The sequence below is a fragment of the uncultured Tenacibaculum sp. genome, from assembly GCF_947498805.1.
Taxonomy (GTDB): Bacteria; Bacteroidota; Bacteroidia; order Flavobacteriales; family Flavobacteriaceae; genus Polaribacter.
The window spans coordinates 164,931-182,328 of record NZ_CANMLT010000002.1; the positions used below are offsets into that span (position 1 = coordinate 164,931).

Sequence of the window (17,398 nt, forward strand, 5' to 3'; positions counted from 1 at the left end):
GACCGAAGTAACAACTTCGGTCTTTTTTATTTATATGTATTAAATTTTATAGGGGATTAAAATCTATAAGAAAGCCCTACGATGATTTGATTAACTCTTGTGTCAAAATTAACGTTTTGAGATACGTTATTATTTACAAAGCTTGTTTCAGTGTCGTTTAGAGCTCTTTCCCAACGAACGTCTAATCCTAATTTACCTAATTCGATTCCAGCTCCCATTTGAATCCCTAATGAAAACCCATCTGACTTAACTTCTTTAAGATCACTAAGATTAAAATCAGAACCTACTATGTATTGAAATGAAGGTCCTGCAAATACATGAGCTACTTTTAAGAATTTTTTACCTAATAAAACAGGAATATCAATTTTTTGTAAATCAAAAGATACCGATTTGTTTTCAAAAGCCGGAGTTGCAGCTCCTGTACTTTGTTTATAGGTAGTTTCTGAGCTTAATTGAGTATAAATTATTTCAGGACGGATATACAATCCAATTGCTGGAATTTTGGCTCTTAGCCAAAAACCACCGTGAAAACCTGCTTTACTTTTTGCCCCTGATAATACATCATCTTTTACTTCAGTAAAAGTACCTGAGTTATAGTTTATACCACCTTTAATTCCAAAGTGAATTTGACTTATGGCAACTTGAGTTGCTCCTAAAAAAAATAGTAATACTGCGATTTTTTTCATTTTTCTAGTTTTTAGTATTTGAATAATTAACGTTTATTTATTGAAAATGTTGGTTTGAATCATAAAAAAAACATCATTAAATCTTATTAATGATGTTTTATGTAAGTATATTTTTGTAAGATTATTTTCTTGAAATAACTTTTTCTACTGCTTTGATTATAGCCTTATCATTTAAGCCATATTTCTCCATTAATTGTGCAGGTGTTGCGGATTCACCGAAACTATCGTTCACTGCAACAAATTCTTGAGGAGTAGGGGAGTTAACAGCTAAACAACGTGCTACACTTTCTCCTAATCCACCATATTTATTGTGCTCTTCAGCTGTTACAACACAACCTGTTTTTACAACTGATTTTAAAATAGCTTCTTCGTCTAAAGGTTTAATAGTATGTATATTAATTACTTCAGCAGAAATTCCTTTTTCTTCTAGTTGTTCAGCAGCTTGTAAAGCTTCCCAAACTAAATGTCCTGTAGCTACGATAGTTACATCAGTACCTTCTGTTAAAACAATTGCTTTACCTATTTCAAATTTTTGATCCTCTGGCATGAATACTGGCACTTTTGGACGTCCAAAACGTAAATACACAGGTCCTTCATGAGCTGCTAATGCTATAGTTGCTGCTTTTGTTTGATTGTAATCACATGTATTAATTACAGTCATTCCAGGTAGCATCTTCATTAAACCAATATCTTCTAAGATTTGGTGTGTTGCTCCGTCTTCTCCTAAAGTTAAACCTGCGTGAGAAGCACATATTTTCACATTTTTGTGAGAATAAGCAATTGATTGACGAATTTGATCATACACTCTACCTGTAGAAAAGTTTGCAAATGTACCTGTAAAAGGAATCTTACCACCAATAGTCATACCTGCAGCAATTCCCATCATATTAGCTTCAGCAATTCCAACTTGGAAGAAGCGTTCTGGATGATTTTTTGCAAAGTCTCCCATTTTTAACGATCCTGTTAAATCAGCACATAGTGCAACTACATCAGAATTTGTTTTTCCTAACTCAGTTAAACCATCACCAAAACCAGATCTGGTATCCTTTTTTTCTGTATAGGTATATTTTTTCATTGAAATAAATTTTCTTTTGCTGTTATGTTGTGTTTTGTAAGCCCCAAAAATAAGAATATTATTTTACGAGGGCACTTATAATTTCATCAATTCTTTATATAATTCATGGGTGGGTAATCCTACTACATTAAAATAGCTTCCCTCGATTTTTGAAATCCCTATTTTTCCTATCCATTCTTGGATTCCATAGGCGCCAGCTTTATCGTAAGGCTGGAAGTTTTCTACATAATAATGAATTTCATCATCACTTAATTCTTTAAAGAATACAGTCGTATTATCGTTTACAATTTTCTGAAAGCTCTTGTTTTTTATGGAAATAGAAGTAATGACCTCATGCTTTTTTCCAGACATGTTTTTTAGCATGTCAAAAGCTTCTTCATAGTTTTTGGGTTTGCCTAATGCTTTATTGTTAAACCATACGATAGTATCTGATGTAATAAGTAAGTCATGCTCTGTTAATTCACTATCAAATACTTTCGATTTTAAATCGGCCAAGTAGTCTGTGATTTCACTTGCTTGTAAATGTTTAGGATATATTTCTTCAACTTCTTTTACTCGAATTTCAAAGTCTAGATTTAAATCTTTAAAAAATTGTTGTCTTCTTGGTGATCCAGAAGCTAGAATGATGTTGTACTTAGATAATTTATTGGATAACATACTTAAAGTAATATGTAAATAAAGGAACACTCAAAAAGGTAAAGTAATACGCTATATTACTTTTTTTAAAAAGTGTTTCATATTGTTTCGGTGTATTTACGGTGGTTAAATGATAAATAAGCCATAACTGCGGAACGATAACCGTTACAAATATGATGGCTTTGATATACTTATCTTTTAAAAACAGTACTAAAATAATTATTGTAATAATGAGTAAGCCTATTAAAATACCATTGGCAATATTTTTAGCTCTTTTTCTTCCTAATAATACTGGTAATGTTTGCTGCTTTTTTTGATGGTCTTTATCAATATACTTTACATTATATAAAATACCACGAATAATATTGGCAAAGAAAGAATATGCGATAAATGACATGGCAATAACTTCTACTTGAAAAAATAAATCGAGTTGAAGAGAATTTAAACTTATAGGGTAGTCGAACCACCAAACTAATAAAGCAGCAAAAATGCGAATGAAACTATTAATAATATTAGAAAAGAAGGTCTTGGTTCTAACCGTTTTGTAATAACTAATTAAGGCGAATAGTGCAATTATAAAAACAAAACTATAATATGGCTTTTCAACAAAAAAGGATAGGTAAACTCCTAAGAAAACTCCAACAATTCCAAAAATCATAGCAATGTTTACTGCATGATCTTTAGAGAATATTTCCATATACCTCTTTTTATTATCTATATAATAACTGTATAAATAACCAGAAGCTAAAATACTAGTGGTAGTAATTGATAATAAAATAAGGTCTACGAAGGTTAATTTGGTTTCAAAATCATAACCATATAGAAAGCAGTATTTCAGCATAAACTGTACTACTGTGATATGTAGCAAGTTTTTCCACTTTATGATATTTAAAAAGTGAGTTAACATGTTTAGTTAAAGCTTTTCTTCAATCTAGCTAAATCTCTTTTATTGTCTCTATCTTTTATACTTTCTCTCTTATCGTGTGTTTTTTTACCCTTTGCTAAAGCAATATCTAACTTAGCCCAACCATTTTCATTGATAAAAAGGCGTATTGGAACAATGGTATTTCCTTTAGCTTCCACCTCTCTAGCGAGTTTTTTCAGTTCTCTTTTGTTAAGTAATAGCCTACGTTCACTTTTGGGTTTATGATTGTAATGATTCCCAAAAGCATATTCTTCAATATACATATTCACTACAAAAAGCTCTCCTTTATCATTAAACTCACAAAAGCTTTCAGTAATTCTGGCTTTACTTTGTCGAATAGATTTTATTTCTGTTCCAGTTAATTGAATTCCGGCAGTGTATTTATCTAGTATCTCGTATTCAAAACGAGCTTTCTTATTCTGTATATTTATGTTTTTCTGCATACGTAAACGCAAAGATAAATATAATTGTTAAGCTTAGTTATAAAAATAATAAACTATGATTTTCATCATCTTTTAAAGCAATCTTAGATGATAATTTTGTGATAACATTAAACAAGTTATAAATTATAAGATTATGAGAAAAATTGTATTAAGTGTTGTTTTAGGGATGTTATTTTTTAGCTCTATAAATGCGCAAGAAGCTTCAAAAAATAATGATTTTAAAAAATGGCAAGCAAGATTTAGGTGGGTAACAGTACTTCCTAATGAGTCTGCTACTATTGGTACAATAGGAGGAGATGTTGAAATTGGTAAATCAATGATTCCTGAGTTAGATTTTACCTATTTCTTTACTGAAAATATTTCTGCAGAATTAATTTTGGGTACAGCTAAACATGATGTAGGTGCAATAAACACTACATTAGGGAATGTAGATTTAGGGCACATTTGGTTATTACCTCCAACACTTACGGTTCAATACCATTTCAACTTAGATGATTTTAGACCGTATGTAGGAGCAGGGGCTAACTATACTATTTTTTATAATTCAGATCCAGGAGCGGTAGTAGATGTAGATTATAAAAACTCATTCGGATATGCTTTTCAACTTGGTTTTGACTATGATTTAGACGATCAATGGTTTTTAAATGTCGATGTAAAATATATTGGATTGAGTACAGATGTTACAGTAAACGCAGGAGTTGCAACGGTACCAGCGGAAGTAGATATTAATCCTTTATTAATAGGTTTTGGTATTGGAATGCGTTTTTAAGAAACTTAAACGATAAAATATAATAAAAAAGGATGGTTCATAAACCATCCTTTTTTATTAACGAAACTTTAAATAGGTATCCTAAAATAATCTTGTAATTTTGACTCAAAAATATTTAAACATGCGTTATACATTCCTTGTCCTATTTGCTTTAATCTTACATTCGTGTACCAAAGAATATACAGCTCAACAAATCATAGATAACTCAATAAAAGGGGCCAAATTAGAAGGTTTAAATGAAGCTACGCTTTCTTTTAACTTCAGAAACAAGGCATATAAGGCTGTTAGAAATAAAGGTGTATTTACCTTTACTAAAGAGTACCAAAAAGATTCTTTACGTATAAAAGATGTATTGTCTAATAATGGGTTTGAACGATTTGTGAATGATAGCTTAGTAACGCTTTCTGAAAAAGATCAAGGTAGATTTGGAAACTCTGTGAATTCTGTACATTATTTTTCAATTCTTCCCTTAGGATTAAATGATGCTGCGGTTCAAAAGAAGTTATTAGAGCCAGTTACCATCAAAGGAAAAGAGTATTATAAAGTTCAGGTTACTTTTTCGCAAGAAGGCGGTGGTGATGATTTTGATGATGTATTTATTTATTGGTTTGCAAAAGATAATTTTCAATTAGATTATATGGCATACAAGTACCACACCAATGGAGGAGGAGTGCGATTTAGAGATGTACTAAAAGAACATTTGGTTGACGGTATCCGTATGGTAGATTACAACAATTATAAGCCTAAAAATAAGGATATTGACTTTTTTACTATCGATGCTTTATATGAAGCAGGAGAGTTGCAAAAAGTGTCAGAAATTGTTTTAGAAGATATTATAGTGAATTAAAATTTAGTCAACTTTTAATAAGCTACTATTTTTAACATCGTTTATAATTGTAACGACATATAAATTAGCATTGTTAAGGTCATCTATGTCTTTGTATTTCTCTTCTTCTAATATTTTATTTACAAATTGAGGAGTGGTGTTGCTGTGACCAACAATTAAAACAGTTTTTCCTTTAGTGGCTTTCTGAAAATCTTCAGTATACATATTGCTAGGATCATACATTACTACTTCTAATTTATTATTCCTGGCAGTAGGAGTTGCAGTTTGTTTTGTACGGTTATAGTTCGTGCTATAAACCATATCAAAATCAACGTTTTGAAATACTTTTGCCCACTTTTTAGCTCTTTCAAGCCCTTTAGTATTTAAATCAGGATTTCTATTCTCTTTGTTACTTCTATCTTTTTCGGCATGACGTATTAAATAATACGTAGTGGGTTCTATCTTTTCCGGAGTACATGCATTGATAGCAAATAGTAGTATAAATAACTTAAAATATTTCATAGATTAATCGTTAAAGTAACGGGCTTGTTTAATGTATAAATCTTTATTTGGACCGTCAATTTTAAACTCAACGTCCAAGCCAAAATTAAGAAAGGTTTTTCGTCTTTTATAAACTTTTCTATAAAAGTGTTTTTTTAAAATATATAGTTGTTTTGACAGGTTTAATATTTTTTCTTGTTCTAAGATTAGTTGATTATTGTGTAAGCTTGAATAACTAATAATTTCAATTACCTTTTTATTCTTGTATAAATCAACTTTAGCTCCTTCATAACATATAATTTGCTCACTAGTAACATTGGGTTTTGGATTCACCACAGGTTCTTCTCCTAGCTGTAAATTAATTACATTTCCGTAAAAATTCTTTCGGTATAAGTTCTTAGTTATGGCTACACCATTGGCATATTCATTAGGAAATGAACGATGGACTAGTACTCCCATAGCTACTGATTGCTGATTTATATTGTATAAATCCCTTTCTAAAAAAGCTCTTTTTTTCCACAAACTTGCCCAAACTGTTTTAATAGCCTTTTCAAAAGTCTTTTTTTGATGGTTTTTGATTCCTGTTTTGGAAGTATATAGACCGGCTCCACTAAATCCAACAATGTCTTCAGCGTTTGTTGAGCTTCTAAAGCGAATTCGATCATAAGAACAATCAGTTTGACTTAAATATGTATGGATCTCAGTTATTAATGAAGTATTAATAGGAGCTTTCTTGATATCGCTTCTAATTTGTTTGAGATTTACTTTTAACACACTATCGTTTTTATGAAGTGTATATTCTTCTATAGCATTATTGATGAGCCTATCAATTTTATGTGATTTGACATGTTGATGATAAAAATAAAAAGGAATCGCAAAAGAGCATTCTGGCACTTTAAACCCATTAGTTTTCGAAGCGATTTTATATAATTCACCAAAATTAGCAGCTTTCCCTCCAACAGTTTTAATAAGCTTGTGGTGTAAATTAACTCCTGGAATTAAAGTATTTGTTTGTAAATCGAGCTTTAATGTTTTGATCTTATTCTTTCTACGTTTGGTTTTTCTTTGAAACTTTTCAAGAGAGACAGGTTTTATATAAAAAGTATCTAGTTTCACTTCAAAAGAAACAAATTGGTTCTTTAGTGCTCTGAGAGATTTAGATGTATAGGCATTTTTATAAGTGGCAACAGGAATTTTTCTATTAATTCCTAAAACAGAAATATGGCTTAACGGAGTTTGCATTCTAGTAGTGATAACACCATTTACGATAGGTAAGTTTAAAACGGGTTTGTCTACTATAATGATATCAGTTCTTTTAATGTTTAGCCACTTAAGGCTGTCTATGTTTACAAAACGTAGTTTTCCAAAAGATTTTTCTGTTGAAATTGCTTGATATTGCTGGTTTTTATAGATAGCATCTGCTTTAATTGTTGGTAGTGAAAGGGTAGCTTTAGTATCAATTAATCTTTCTGTGTTTAAAAAGAGTTTTAAGTTTTGAATAAAGGAAGTTCTTTTTACCAGTTCATACAAAAACTGAATATCTTTTATACTCATATTATCAGCCGGAGAGAGCTCAAGAGTATATGTATTAAGGCTTTCATAAAAATTAATATTAGCCAACAGGTATTCTTTTTTTGAATGACTAGCTGCATAATTATACTCATTAAAATTATCAAGGCTTTGTTGTCTTTCTAAATATTCGGTCACAAATTCGAAATGATATTTAAACCGTTTACTATTGCTGTAGTAGAGTTTTTTACTTTTTAAATCATAAATTATTTTAAGAGATTTTACAAAACCATATTTGTTAGATAAAGGTTTGTGAGCTAACAACATAAAATCACTTGGAGTTGTTAATTCAGCTTTGTAATTCTGAGTATAACCTACTAGCTGGAAAAGAAGAAAGAATACTATGACTAATTTAGCTCTCATTGGTTATATGGTAAATCAATATCTCAACTGAATCTGTTAGATAGTTTATCTTCTTAACATTTATCTTTTCAATTTTCATTTGTAGTTTACTTTCTAATTCATTGACCAATTTTGTGTTATTTGTTAAACTTAATTCTTCTATATTAGTCAAAGTAACAAGAGTAGCAGTATACTTTTTATACTTTCCTAAGTAAAACTCCAAACACCAAATAAGGGCTAATATTATTAGGTTAGAAGCGATTAACTCCAAATAAAAGTTTGTACCACTCAAAGAATTAATCATTGCAAGACCTATGATTGAAAAAAGATAGGTCATTTCTTTGATATTGATGGAGTTAGTTCGGTATCTTATAATTCCGAAGATGGCAAAAAGACCTAACACAAAGCCTAATTCTAGTTCAATATTTTTAAGTAGATAACATAATAAAAAAACGACTTGTCCTATAACCAAATAAGTAAAAAAATAGGCATTATCTTTTGTCGATTTATAATAAATAAATCGAACAATAATCAACGTTATAACTAGATTGAACAATAGTTTTAAAATAAATTCGGTCATGCTAATTAGCTCTTTGCTACTAATTTAATAACAATCTACCCGAAAAGCAAAAAAGCAAGGTGCAAATAAATTTACACCTTGCTTGTAACCAAACTAATCACTCTTATGAAAAAACTATTCTTCTTCTAAATTTGTAGGATTTCTAAATACTAGCGTATCATCAAATTCATCTAAAAGAATAATGCTATCTGTCGTAATTTTACCTGCTAATATTTCTTTAGAAAGTTGATTTAAAACTTCCTTTTGAATTACGCGCTTTACAGGTCTTGCACCAAATTCAGGTTGGTACCCTTTTTTAGCTAAATATATAATGGCTTGCTCAGTAGCGTCTAATGTAATATTTTGCTGTGCTACCATCTTTTTAACACTGTCTAATTGAAGCTTTACGATATCCTTAATGTTGGCCTCCGTTAAAGGAGTAAACATGATAATATCATCGATTCTGTTTAGGAATTCTGGTCTAACAGTTTGTTTTAACAATCCTAAAACTTCATCCTTTGCTACTTCCATTGAAGTGTGAATATCTCCTTTAAAGTTTTCAAACTTTTCTTGAATAATATGACTTCCCATATTTGAGGTCATGATGATGATTGTATTTTTAAAATCTGCAACGCGGCCTTTATTATCTGTCAATCTTCCTTCATCTAATACTTGTAACAGAATATTAAAAGTATCTGGATGTGCTTTTTCGATTTCATCTAAAAGAACAACCGAATATGGTTTTCTTCTAACAGCTTCTGTTAATTGTCCGCCTTCATCATATCCTACATATCCTGGAGGCGCTCCTACCAATCTACTTACTGAATGACGTTCTTGATATTCACTCATATCAATACGAGTCATGGCGTTTTCATCATCAAATAAATATGATGCTAATGCTTTTGCTAATTCTGTTTTTCCAACTCCTGTAGTTCCTAAGAATAAGAAAGAGCCAATAGGTTTATTAGGGTTTTGTAATCCAGCTCTAGAACGTCTTACAGCATCTGAAACCGCTTCAATTCCTTCTTCTTGTCCAACTACACGTTTGTGTAACTCATCTTCTAAGTTTAACAATTTTTCACGTTCAGACTGTAACATTTTTGTAACTGGAATACCCGTCCATTTTGCTACAACTTCTGCAATATCATCATAAGTAACTTCTTCTTTTATAAGTGCATTATCACTTTGAGAAGCTAGTTCTTTTTGTTTTTCTTCTAATTGTTCTTGTGCTTCTTTAATTTTACCATAACGTAACTCTGCAACCTTTCCATAATCTCCTTGTCTTTCAGCTTTTTCAGCCTCTAATTTGAAATCTTCAATGGCGGTTTTAAGTTGCTGAATACTATCTACGACACTTTTTTCTGATTGCCATTTAGCATTGATTTCATTTCGCTCTTCTTTTAAATTGGCTAAATCAGCATTTAATGATTTTAGTTTTAGCTCATCATTTTCTCGCTTAATTGCTTCGATCTCTATTTCTAACTGCATTATTTTACGATCAAGTACATCTAATTCTTCTGGTTTTGAGTTGATCTCCATACGTAATTTAGAAGCTGCCTCATCCATTAAATCAATAGCTTTATCTGGTAAAAATCGATCGGTTATATAGCGTTGTGATAATTCAACTGCACCGATAATAGCTTCATCTTTGATACGAACTTTATGATGTGTTTCATATTTATCTTTAATACCACGTAAGATGGAAATAGCACTTTCTGTATCTGGTTCATCTACCAATACTTTTTGAAAGCGTCGTTCTAAAGCCTTATCCTTTTCAAAATACTTTTGATATTCATCTAGGGTAGTTGCCCCAATTGCTCTTAATTCTCCACGGGCTAATGCTGGCTTTAAAATATTTGCAGCATCCATAGCTCCTTGTCCGCCGCCAGCTCCCACAAGAGTGTGGATTTCATCTATGAACAGTACAATATCTCCTTCTGAAGTAGTAACTTCTTTTACTACTGATTTCAAGCGCTCTTCAAACTCTCCTTTATACTTTGCACCAGCAATTAAGGCACCCATATCTAAAGAATAAACAACTTTATCTTTTAAATTTTCGGGAACATCTCCACGGATAATTCGATGTGCCAATCCTTCGGCAATAGCAGTTTTACCGGTACCTGGTTCACCCACTAAAATTGGGTTGTTTTTCGTTCTTCGAGACAGAATTTGTAATAAACGTCTTATTTCTTCATCACGACCAATTACTGGATCTAGTTTACCGTCTTGTGCTAATTGATTTAAGTTTTTAGCGTACTTATTCAGAGAATTATAGGTTTCCTCGGCACTTTGAGAAGTAACACGACCTCCTTTGCGTAATTCTTCTATAGCTGCTGTAATTAATTTTTCAGTAGCTCCCTGATCACGTAAGGCCTGTCCAATTCCGCTTTTAGACTTAACAATAGCTAAAATTAAATGTTCAATAGATACATATTCATCGTTCATTTTTTTAGCAATTATCGAAGCTTCATTCAATGTTTTACCACCTTCACGAGAAAGCATTAAGTCAGCTCCAGAAACTTTAGAAAAGCTTTCTAATTGCTTATCTACAATCTGCTGAATAACATCTATATTAATATTCAGCTTTTTTAATATGAATGGTAACACATTTTCATCTACCAATGAAATGGCCTTAAAAATATGTTCGTTTTCTATTTGATTATGACCATAGCTTTGCGCTAATTGTTGCGCTTGTTGTATAGTCTCTTGAGATTTTATTGTATAATTGTTAAAATTCATAATATTGCCTTTTTCACTATGGGTAAATGAAGAGTCAAATTCGATACCAATCGCAATATTATAAAAACAACAGACATTTTGTCGTTAAAAAGGTTGTTTTTACTGACTTTTTGACTGTGAAAGTTTTAAGGTTTTGCTTCGACCACACTAAAAAGATTTTATAAATGGGAATATTTAACATATTTAAAAATAATAAAGAAAAGAAAGAGGAGAAAAAGTATCATGTAAATTGGATTCCTTTAACTTCTGTAAAACAATTAGATCAGATTGCTATAGAGTCAAAAAAAGAACCTATTGCTATCTTTAAACATTCTACAAGATGTGGTATTAGTAGAATGGTCATAAATCGATTCCAAGAGTCTTTTACAGAAGACATGAATCAGATAAAAGTATACTATTTAGATCTGTTAAGTTACCGCAATATTTCTGATGAAGTAGGGTATAAGTTTCAGGTTTTACACCAATCACCTCAGTTGCTGATAATTAAAAATGGAAAGGCCATTGCACATGCTTCTCATTATGGGATTACAGAGATTCCAATGGAGAAATTTGTAAAATAAATTAGGTTTTTCTTCGGTTTTCTAATCAATGCTCGTATTTTTGTATGCTTCAAAAACTAAGTATACATTGAGCGAAAACACTACCGTAAACAAGAAAGTAGGGAAACAATTATATGATTATCAGAAGGAGGCACTTCATAAGATTTTTAAGGCTTTTGAAGACGCTCCCCAAAATTATCATTTGTTGTATCAACTCCCTACAGGAGGAGGAAAAACAGTTATATTTTCTGAAATAGCCCGTCAGTTTTTAAAACACTATCAAAAGAAAGTGTTGATTATGACTCACCGAATTGAGTTATGTAAACAAACGGCTAGAATGTTAGGTGAGTTTAATGTAGAAAACAAAATTATTGATAGTAAAGCTAGTTTAGATGACCAGTCGAATTATGATTGTTTTGTTGCTATGGTAGAAACCTTAAATAACCGTTTAAATGACGATATGTTAGACATTTCTGATGTTGGATTGGTTATTATTGATGAGGCACACTATAACTCGTTTACTAAATTATTTAAATACTTTGATAAATCGTTTATTTTAGGAGTAACAGCGACTCCTTTAAGTTCGAATATCAAGTTACCAATGAATCAAAACTATGATCAATTGATTGCTGGTGAATCGATATCTTCTTTAATTGAAAAGAAGTATTTAGCAAGATCAGAGGTTTTTTCTTATAATGTTGGATTAACTTCTTTAGAAGTAGGGGCAAATGGAGATTATACAGTAAAATCTTCAGAAGATTTATATACAAATACTGATATGTTAAGTAAGCTTGTAAAAGCTTACGAAGAAAGAGCAAAAGGAACCAAAACTTTAATTTTTAACAACGGAATTAACACTTCTTTATACGTATATGATACGTTTAAAAGAGCTGGTTATCCAATTGCACACTTAGATAATACAAACTCTAAAAAAGAGCGTGCAGCGATTTTAAAATGGTTTAAGGAAACACCGAATGCTATTTTAACTTCAGTAAGTATCTTAACAACCGGATTTGATGAACCAACGGTAGAATCAATTATTTTAAATAGAGCAACGAAGTCATTAACGTTGTATTACCAAATGATTGGACGTGGTTCTCGTATTTTAGAAAACAAACCAACTTTCAATGTAATTGATTTAGGTAACAACTTTCATCGTTTTGGACCGTGGGGAGCTGATTTAGACTGGCAAAAAATGTTTAGAGCTCCAGGTTTCTATTTAGATAATTTGTTAACGGATGAAGAAATTGAAAGTAGTTTTAAATATGAACTTCCGGCAGAAGTAAAAGCAGAGTTTGCTAATTCTAAAGATTTGTATTTCGATGTTAAGAAGGTTTATAGAGATACAATACAAGGAGGAGAGTCTTCAAAACGTGTATTAGAGAAATCAATTGAACATCATGCTAAAATGTGTATTGAAAACAGTGAAGATGTTTTCGACGCTTTAATTTTGGCTAAGTTATTAGGTGGAGATATAGATGATAGAATTCATAGATACTCAAAATGTATATCTAAGAGTACGCACAATTTTATTGATTGGTTACGTGATGACTATAGAAAGAAGTTAAACGCATATTTACGTAATAACTTTGATGAAGTGTATGAGCAAATTCATGGGCATCCGCCACCAGAAGAAGAATAATATAATAACAGATATAAATAAAAAATCCATTTCGTTTGAAATGGATTTTTTTTGTAACAAAAATATGGGGCTATCGTCGGTATTAACAAAATATATTTACATGAATAATGATACGGTTCACAAAGAAGCTTGGAACTCTATAGGTATTTTCTCTGTTTTTCTATTGCTATTTAGTGCTATAGCTTATTATGCAATATTAAAATTAAATCCAACTAGCTTATATGTCGGACTCTTAATGATTGCACCGTCATTGGCAACTTTTGTAACGTTATTAATAAAAGGAAAAAGCTTTGCTTCTTTGCCATGGGGATTAAAAAAGTTTAGCTTTCTAAAACGAGGATATGCTGTACCATTACTATATGTTTCTATAGCTTATTTCTTTATTTGGATTTTCGGTGTAGCAAATTTTATCAATCTTGAAAAAATAACTACTTGGAGTAAAGAATTAGGACTAGAAGGTGCTAATGAAATACTTGTTGCGACTGTAATGATAGTCTTATTATTAACCGTTGGTGTAATTAAAAATTTAGGATCAACTCTAGGTAAAGAAATTGGCTGGAGAGGTTTTTTAATCTTTGAACTTAGAAAAGTACTCTCATTTAATAAAGTTGTATTGGTAAGTGGAATTATCTGGGCGGTTTGGCATTATCCTATTATCCATTTAATATATGGGAGAGGAGAACATTTATACCTACACATCATTGCATTTACGATTATGATTGTGAGTATTTCTGTAATACTTACGTATTATACCTTTAAATCTGAAAGTCTATGGCCAGCTGCAATATATCATTCTGTTCATAATATTTATATTCAGAAAATAGCAACGCCTCTAACAATTTCAAAGGATATTTCTACATTTTGGATTGATGAATATGGGTTTATGATTCCTATTATTACTGTGTTCTTTGCGATTTATTACTTACGAAAAGCTAGAGTAGAAGGTTTATAGAAGGTCTTTTTCTTATATCGAATATAACTTCTATCCAGAGGCAACTATTTAGGTACACATAATGTCTATTATATGAAATCATAAAACCTTAGAATGAAATTACTAAAAACTATCAGCATTTTACTTATTGTACTATTTAGCGTAGGAAAATTGAGTTCACAAACACTCAATAATAAAGTAACAAATGCTGTTGAATATTTTAAAGAAAGAGAATTGGCTGTTCAGTTCGTAAAAAACAAGCAATGGTTTGAAGCAATTCAATTATTGGAAAATCTAACTTCTCAATATCAAAATGATGGTGATTTATACTATTTGCTTGGAATAGCTTCATACCAAACAAAGGCTTATTCTAAAGCTATAACAGCCTTTAAATCATGTTTAGACAAGGGAGGAACTGTCTTAAAAGGAATTCCTACAGGTTCTTCACCTTCAAATGATATTATGATTAGAATTTCTAAAGCCTATGCCTTAACAAATGATAAACAAAACATGCTTAAATGGTTGAAAAAAGCCGTAGAGTTTCGTTATGACGAAAAGCCTTTCTTAAGTGGTAGTTCAGCATTTAAAGCTTTTAGAGAAGATGTTGATTTTAAAAAGCTTATAGGAACTTATAAAAACAAGACTTTCAACAGAAATACTGCCTGGATTGAAGACATTAATTATTTTATAAACAGCATAAAGCAAACTCATTATAGAATTAATGAAACAACCCTTGAGTTGATTGATAAACAGGCAGATTATATCAAGTCTAATATTGACCAACTAACAGATCAACAAATCATTGTAAAGTTGATGAAAATATTAGGAAGTTTGGGAAACGGTCACAATTTAATAATCCCTACAACACCTAAACAAAATGCTTTAAAGCAATTACCAGTACAATTCTATCTATTTAAAGATGGTATGTTCATTGTTGACGCCAAAAAGGAATTTGAAGGATGGATTGGTTATAAAGTTATTTCAATAGAAGGGATACCTGTAAAAGAAGCTTTAGCAAAAACAAACCTTGTGAATGCAAGAGATAATGATATGCAAATGCTTTGGTTAGGCCCTTATTATCTGAGTTTACCAGACGTTTTAAAAGAGTTAGGTATTGTAAACTCTAACAAGGAGGTTAATATACTTTTAAAAAATAGCGCAGGAGCTACAAAAGAGATAAAACTATGCCCAGAAAAATGGAACTTCTCTGACTTTCCTAAGCTTTCCAAATTAAAAAGAAAAGTGCAACCTCTTTATTTATCGAAGCAAAAAGAGATTTATTGGCATACATCATTTGCAAAGCAAAAAGCATTATACATTCAATTTAATGCAGTGGCCAATAAAAAGGAAGAGAGTATAAAAGATTATGTAGCTAGGGTATCTTTAGAGGTTGAAAAAGATAAGTTTGAACATTTAATTTTAGATTTAAGGTTTAATCATGGTGGCAATGGTTCTTTGTTAAAACCAATATTAAAACTGATCCTAAATTTTGAGCTTAGACATCCAAAAGGAAAAATATTTGTGTTGATGGGCAGAGAAACTTTTTCAGCAGCTCAAAACCTATTAACAGACATCACAAAATATACAAACGCCATTTTAGTGGGAGAACCTAGCGGTTCAAGCCCTAATCATATAGGAGAAGCAAATTGGTTTAAGTTACCATATTCTGGATTAATGGGGTTAGTTTCTTCTCAGTACCATCAAACATCTAGTGCTGAAGATCATCGAAAGTGGATTGCTCCGCATATTCCAGTAGAGGTAACCGCAATAGATTATTTTGAAGGTAGAGACAAAGTTTTAAATACTGTATTGGAAGTTATAAATATCTATTAAAAAAGAAAAACTCGCTAGTTAATAGCGAGTTTTTTATTCTTAATAAGCTTTGTGAATCTTACTCTTCAGCAGGTAAAATTTTACCAGTACATTCACCAAAACCAATACGTACTTTGTCATTTTTACAATATCCACGCATAATTACAGTATCGTGGTCATTGATAAATTTACGCTCTGTACCATCATTCATTTTTAATGGGTTTTGTCCTCTCCATGTTAATTCTAACATAGAACCAAAACTATCTTTAGTAGGTCCAGAAATAGTACCACTTCCCATCATATCACCCGCATTTACCGGACATCCGTTTACCGTATGGTGCGTTAACTGTTGTACCATTGTCCAATACATATACTTAAAGTTTGAGTTACAAACAACAGTTTCTTCTGTATCTTCTGGTTTGATAGCCATTTGTAAGTTAATATCGTAACTATCTTTTCCTTCTTTACGTAAATAAGGTAATGGCTCATGAACTTGTTTTGGGTTGTCTACTCTAAACGGCTCTAAAGCATCTAAAGTAACAATCCAAGGAGAAATAGTAGAAGCAAAGTTCTTTCCTAAGAAAGGACCTAAAGGCACGTATTCCCAAGCTTGAATATCACGTGCAGACCAGTCATTGAATAATACTAATCCGAAAATGTAATCTTCAGCTTCTTCAATAGGAATTCTATCACCTAAATCATTTGCGACTGTAGTAATAAAGGCCATTTCTAATTCGAAATCTAATAATTTAGAAGGACCAAAATTAGGTTTTACTTCACCTTCACTAGGTCTTTGTTGTCCTAATGGACGACGAATAGGAGTACCAGAAGGAACAATAGAAGAGCTTCTTCCATGGTATCCAATAGGAATGTGTAACCAGTTTGGCAATAAAGCATTCTCTGGATCTCTAAATAAAGACCCCACATTGGTAGCATGTTCTTTACTTGCGTAGAAATCAGTATAATCACCCACAGAAACAGGTAATTGCATTTCTACATCTTCCATTCTAAAAATAATTTTGTCTTTATGCTCAGCATTATCACGTAATTGACTATTGGTAACATCAAAGATGTCTGCAATTTTGTTACGTACTAAACGCCAAGTTTTTCTCCCATCTGCTATAAAATCGTTTAGGGTATCTTGTAAAAAGATATCATCTGTTAAAGGAATACCATCAAAGTATCCTAATTGATGTAAAGCTCCTAAATCAATAGCATAATCACCAATTCTAGTACCAATTGTAATGATGTCGTCTTTAGTTAAAAAAACGCCGAAGGGAATATTTTGAATAGGAAAATCTGAATTCTCATCAACTTTAATCCATGACTTTCTATTCGGATTATTTGCAGTTATTTCCATTTAATCGTGTAGTTTTTATTTTCATCAAACCTACATAATTTTTT

The 17,398-nt window shown here is 31.2% G+C and carries 16 protein-coding genes; 6 read left to right on the top strand and 10 right to left on the bottom strand.

What is annotated here, in order from left to right; all coding sequences use genetic code 11:
• Positions 1-56: 56 nt before the first annotated feature.
• The 5 genes from Q0873_RS03805 to smpB all read right to left on the bottom strand — a co-directional run bounded on the left by Q0873_RS03805 (position 57) and on the right by smpB (position 3,765).
• Entirely contained in the window at positions 57-686 is a 630-nt protein-coding gene (locus Q0873_RS03805) for a porin family protein (protein ID WP_299104489.1), read from the bottom strand.
• A 121-nt stretch (positions 687-807) separates the two neighbouring features.
• Entirely contained in the window at positions 808-1,761 is a 954-nt protein-coding gene (locus Q0873_RS03810; RefSeq protein WP_299104491.1) for a transketolase family protein, read from the bottom strand.
• Positions 1,762-1,836: 75 nt separating this feature from the next.
• Positions 1,837-2,418 carry a Maf-like protein gene (locus Q0873_RS03815; protein WP_299104492.1) on the bottom strand — a complete coding sequence of 194 codons (582 nt, stop codon included), beginning with the start codon at positions 2,416-2,418 and terminating at the stop codon, positions 1,837-1,839.
• Positions 2,405-3,304: a UbiA family prenyltransferase gene (locus Q0873_RS03820; RefSeq protein ID WP_299104493.1), complete on the bottom strand. Its 900-nt coding sequence runs from the start codon at positions 3,302-3,304 to the stop codon at positions 2,405-2,407. The genes Q0873_RS03815 and Q0873_RS03820 overlap by 14 nt, the downstream gene beginning before the upstream one ends.
• A 2-nt stretch (positions 3,305-3,306) precedes the next feature.
• Positions 3,307-3,765: an SsrA-binding protein SmpB gene (gene smpB / locus Q0873_RS03825; RefSeq protein WP_299104495.1), complete on the bottom strand. Its 459-nt coding sequence runs from the start codon at positions 3,763-3,765 to the stop codon at positions 3,307-3,309.
• Between the two features lie 133 nt (positions 3,766-3,898).
• Between smpB and Q0873_RS03830 the strand changes: the two genes are divergently transcribed.
• Complete coding sequence (locus tag Q0873_RS03830; RefSeq protein WP_299104496.1) at positions 3,899-4,534, top strand: OmpW family outer membrane protein; 636 nt, start codon at positions 3,899-3,901, stop codon at positions 4,532-4,534.
• Between the two features lie 121 nt (positions 4,535-4,655).
• The gene (locus Q0873_RS03835) at positions 4,656-5,381 is read left to right on the top strand and encodes a DUF6503 family protein (RefSeq protein ID WP_299104497.1); all 726 of its coding nucleotides are present in this window, start codon (positions 4,656-4,658) and stop codon (positions 5,379-5,381) included.
• Positions 5,382-5,384: 3 nt separating this feature from the next.
• Here the strand turns inward: Q0873_RS03835 and Q0873_RS03840 are convergent, their stop codons facing one another.
• From Q0873_RS03840 to clpB, 4 genes are all read right to left on the bottom strand, one after another.
• Positions 5,385-5,882, bottom strand: coding sequence for a phosphoglycerate mutase family protein (locus Q0873_RS03840; protein WP_299104498.1), 498 nt, complete (start codon positions 5,880-5,882; stop codon positions 5,385-5,387).
• A gap of 3 nt (positions 5,883-5,885) precedes the next feature.
• Positions 5,886-7,793 carry a PEP/pyruvate-binding domain-containing protein gene (locus Q0873_RS03845; RefSeq protein ID WP_299104499.1) on the bottom strand — a complete coding sequence of 636 codons (1,908 nt, stop codon included), beginning with the start codon at positions 7,791-7,793 and terminating at the stop codon, positions 5,886-5,888.
• A complete protein-coding gene (locus tag Q0873_RS03850; protein WP_299104500.1) occupies positions 7,783-8,352 on the bottom strand; it encodes a DUF4956 domain-containing protein in 570 nt (189 codons plus the stop codon). Before Q0873_RS03850 ends, Q0873_RS03845 begins: the two co-directional genes overlap by 11 nt.
• A 114-nt stretch (positions 8,353-8,466) precedes the next feature.
• Positions 8,467-11,070, bottom strand: coding sequence for an ATP-dependent chaperone ClpB (gene clpB / locus Q0873_RS03855; RefSeq protein ID WP_299104501.1), 2,604 nt, complete (start codon positions 11,068-11,070; stop codon positions 8,467-8,469).
• Positions 11,071-11,234: 164 nt separating this feature from the next.
• On the opposite strand from clpB, the gene ytxJ reads away from it, so the two are divergent.
• The 4 genes from ytxJ to Q0873_RS03875 all read left to right on the top strand — a co-directional run bounded on the left by ytxJ (position 11,235) and on the right by Q0873_RS03875 (position 16,015).
• Complete coding sequence (ytxJ, locus tag Q0873_RS03860; RefSeq protein WP_299104503.1) at positions 11,235-11,630, top strand: bacillithiol system redox-active protein YtxJ; 396 nt, start codon at positions 11,235-11,237, stop codon at positions 11,628-11,630.
• Positions 11,631-11,697: 67 nt separating this feature from the next.
• Positions 11,698-13,251: a DEAD/DEAH box helicase gene (locus Q0873_RS03865; protein ID WP_299104504.1), complete on the top strand. Its 1,554-nt coding sequence runs from the start codon at positions 11,698-11,700 to the stop codon at positions 13,249-13,251.
• 100 nt (positions 13,252-13,351) lie between these two features.
• Positions 13,352-14,203 (top strand): type II CAAX endopeptidase family protein, encoded by an 852-nt coding sequence (locus Q0873_RS03870; RefSeq protein WP_299104505.1) that lies wholly within the window; start codon positions 13,352-13,354, stop codon positions 14,201-14,203.
• 93 nt (positions 14,204-14,296) lie between these two features.
• Entirely contained in the window at positions 14,297-16,015 is a 1,719-nt protein-coding gene (locus Q0873_RS03875) for a S41 family peptidase (RefSeq protein WP_299104507.1), read from the top strand.
• A 58-nt stretch (positions 16,016-16,073) separates the two neighbouring features.
• Here Q0873_RS03875 and fahA read toward each other — a convergent pair whose 3' ends face one another.
• Positions 16,074-17,354 (bottom strand): fumarylacetoacetase, encoded by a 1,281-nt coding sequence (fahA, locus tag Q0873_RS03880; RefSeq protein ID WP_299104508.1) that lies wholly within the window; start codon positions 17,352-17,354, stop codon positions 16,074-16,076.
• Between the last annotated feature and the right edge of the window lie 44 nt (positions 17,355-17,398).

What these genes read in the sequence shown, in the direction of transcription:
- Q0873_RS03805 (WP_299104489.1), bottom strand. Translation starts at nt 686, where the DNA reads ATGAAAAAAATCGCAGTATTACTATTTTTTTTAGGAGCAACTCAAGTT.
- Q0873_RS03810 (WP_299104491.1), bottom strand. Translation starts at nt 1,761, where the DNA reads ATGAAAAAATATACCTATACAGAAAAAAAGGATACCAGATCTGGTTTT.
- Q0873_RS03815 (WP_299104492.1), bottom strand. Translation starts at nt 2,418, where the DNA reads ATGTTATCCAATAAATTATCTAAGTACAACATCATTCTAGCTTCTGGA.
- Q0873_RS03820 (WP_299104493.1), bottom strand. Translation starts at nt 3,304, where the DNA reads ATGTTAACTCACTTTTTAAATATCATAAAGTGGAAAAACTTGCTACAT.
- smpB (WP_299104495.1), bottom strand. Translation starts at nt 3,765, where the DNA reads ATGCAGAAAAACATAAATATACAGAATAAGAAAGCTCGTTTTGAATAC.
- Q0873_RS03830 (WP_299104496.1), top strand. Translation starts at nt 3,899, where the DNA reads ATGAGAAAAATTGTATTAAGTGTTGTTTTAGGGATGTTATTTTTTAGC.
- Q0873_RS03835 (WP_299104497.1), top strand. Translation starts at nt 4,656, where the DNA reads ATGCGTTATACATTCCTTGTCCTATTTGCTTTAATCTTACATTCGTGT.
- Q0873_RS03840 (WP_299104498.1), bottom strand. Translation starts at nt 5,882, where the DNA reads ATGAAATATTTTAAGTTATTTATACTACTATTTGCTATCAATGCATGT.
- Q0873_RS03845 (WP_299104499.1), bottom strand. Translation starts at nt 7,793, where the DNA reads ATGAGAGCTAAATTAGTCATAGTATTCTTTCTTCTTTTCCAGCTAGTA.
- Q0873_RS03850 (WP_299104500.1), bottom strand. Translation starts at nt 8,352, where the DNA reads ATGACCGAATTTATTTTAAAACTATTGTTCAATCTAGTTATAACGTTG.
- clpB (WP_299104501.1), bottom strand. Translation starts at nt 11,070, where the DNA reads ATGAATTTTAACAATTATACAATAAAATCTCAAGAGACTATACAACAA.
- ytxJ (WP_299104503.1), top strand. Translation starts at nt 11,235, where the DNA reads ATGGGAATATTTAACATATTTAAAAATAATAAAGAAAAGAAAGAGGAG.
- Q0873_RS03870 (WP_299104505.1), top strand. Translation starts at nt 13,352, where the DNA reads ATGAATAATGATACGGTTCACAAAGAAGCTTGGAACTCTATAGGTATT.
- Q0873_RS03875 (WP_299104507.1), top strand. Translation starts at nt 14,297, where the DNA reads ATGAAATTACTAAAAACTATCAGCATTTTACTTATTGTACTATTTAGC.
- fahA (WP_299104508.1), bottom strand. Translation starts at nt 17,354, where the DNA reads ATGGAAATAACTGCAAATAATCCGAATAGAAAGTCATGGATTAAAGTT.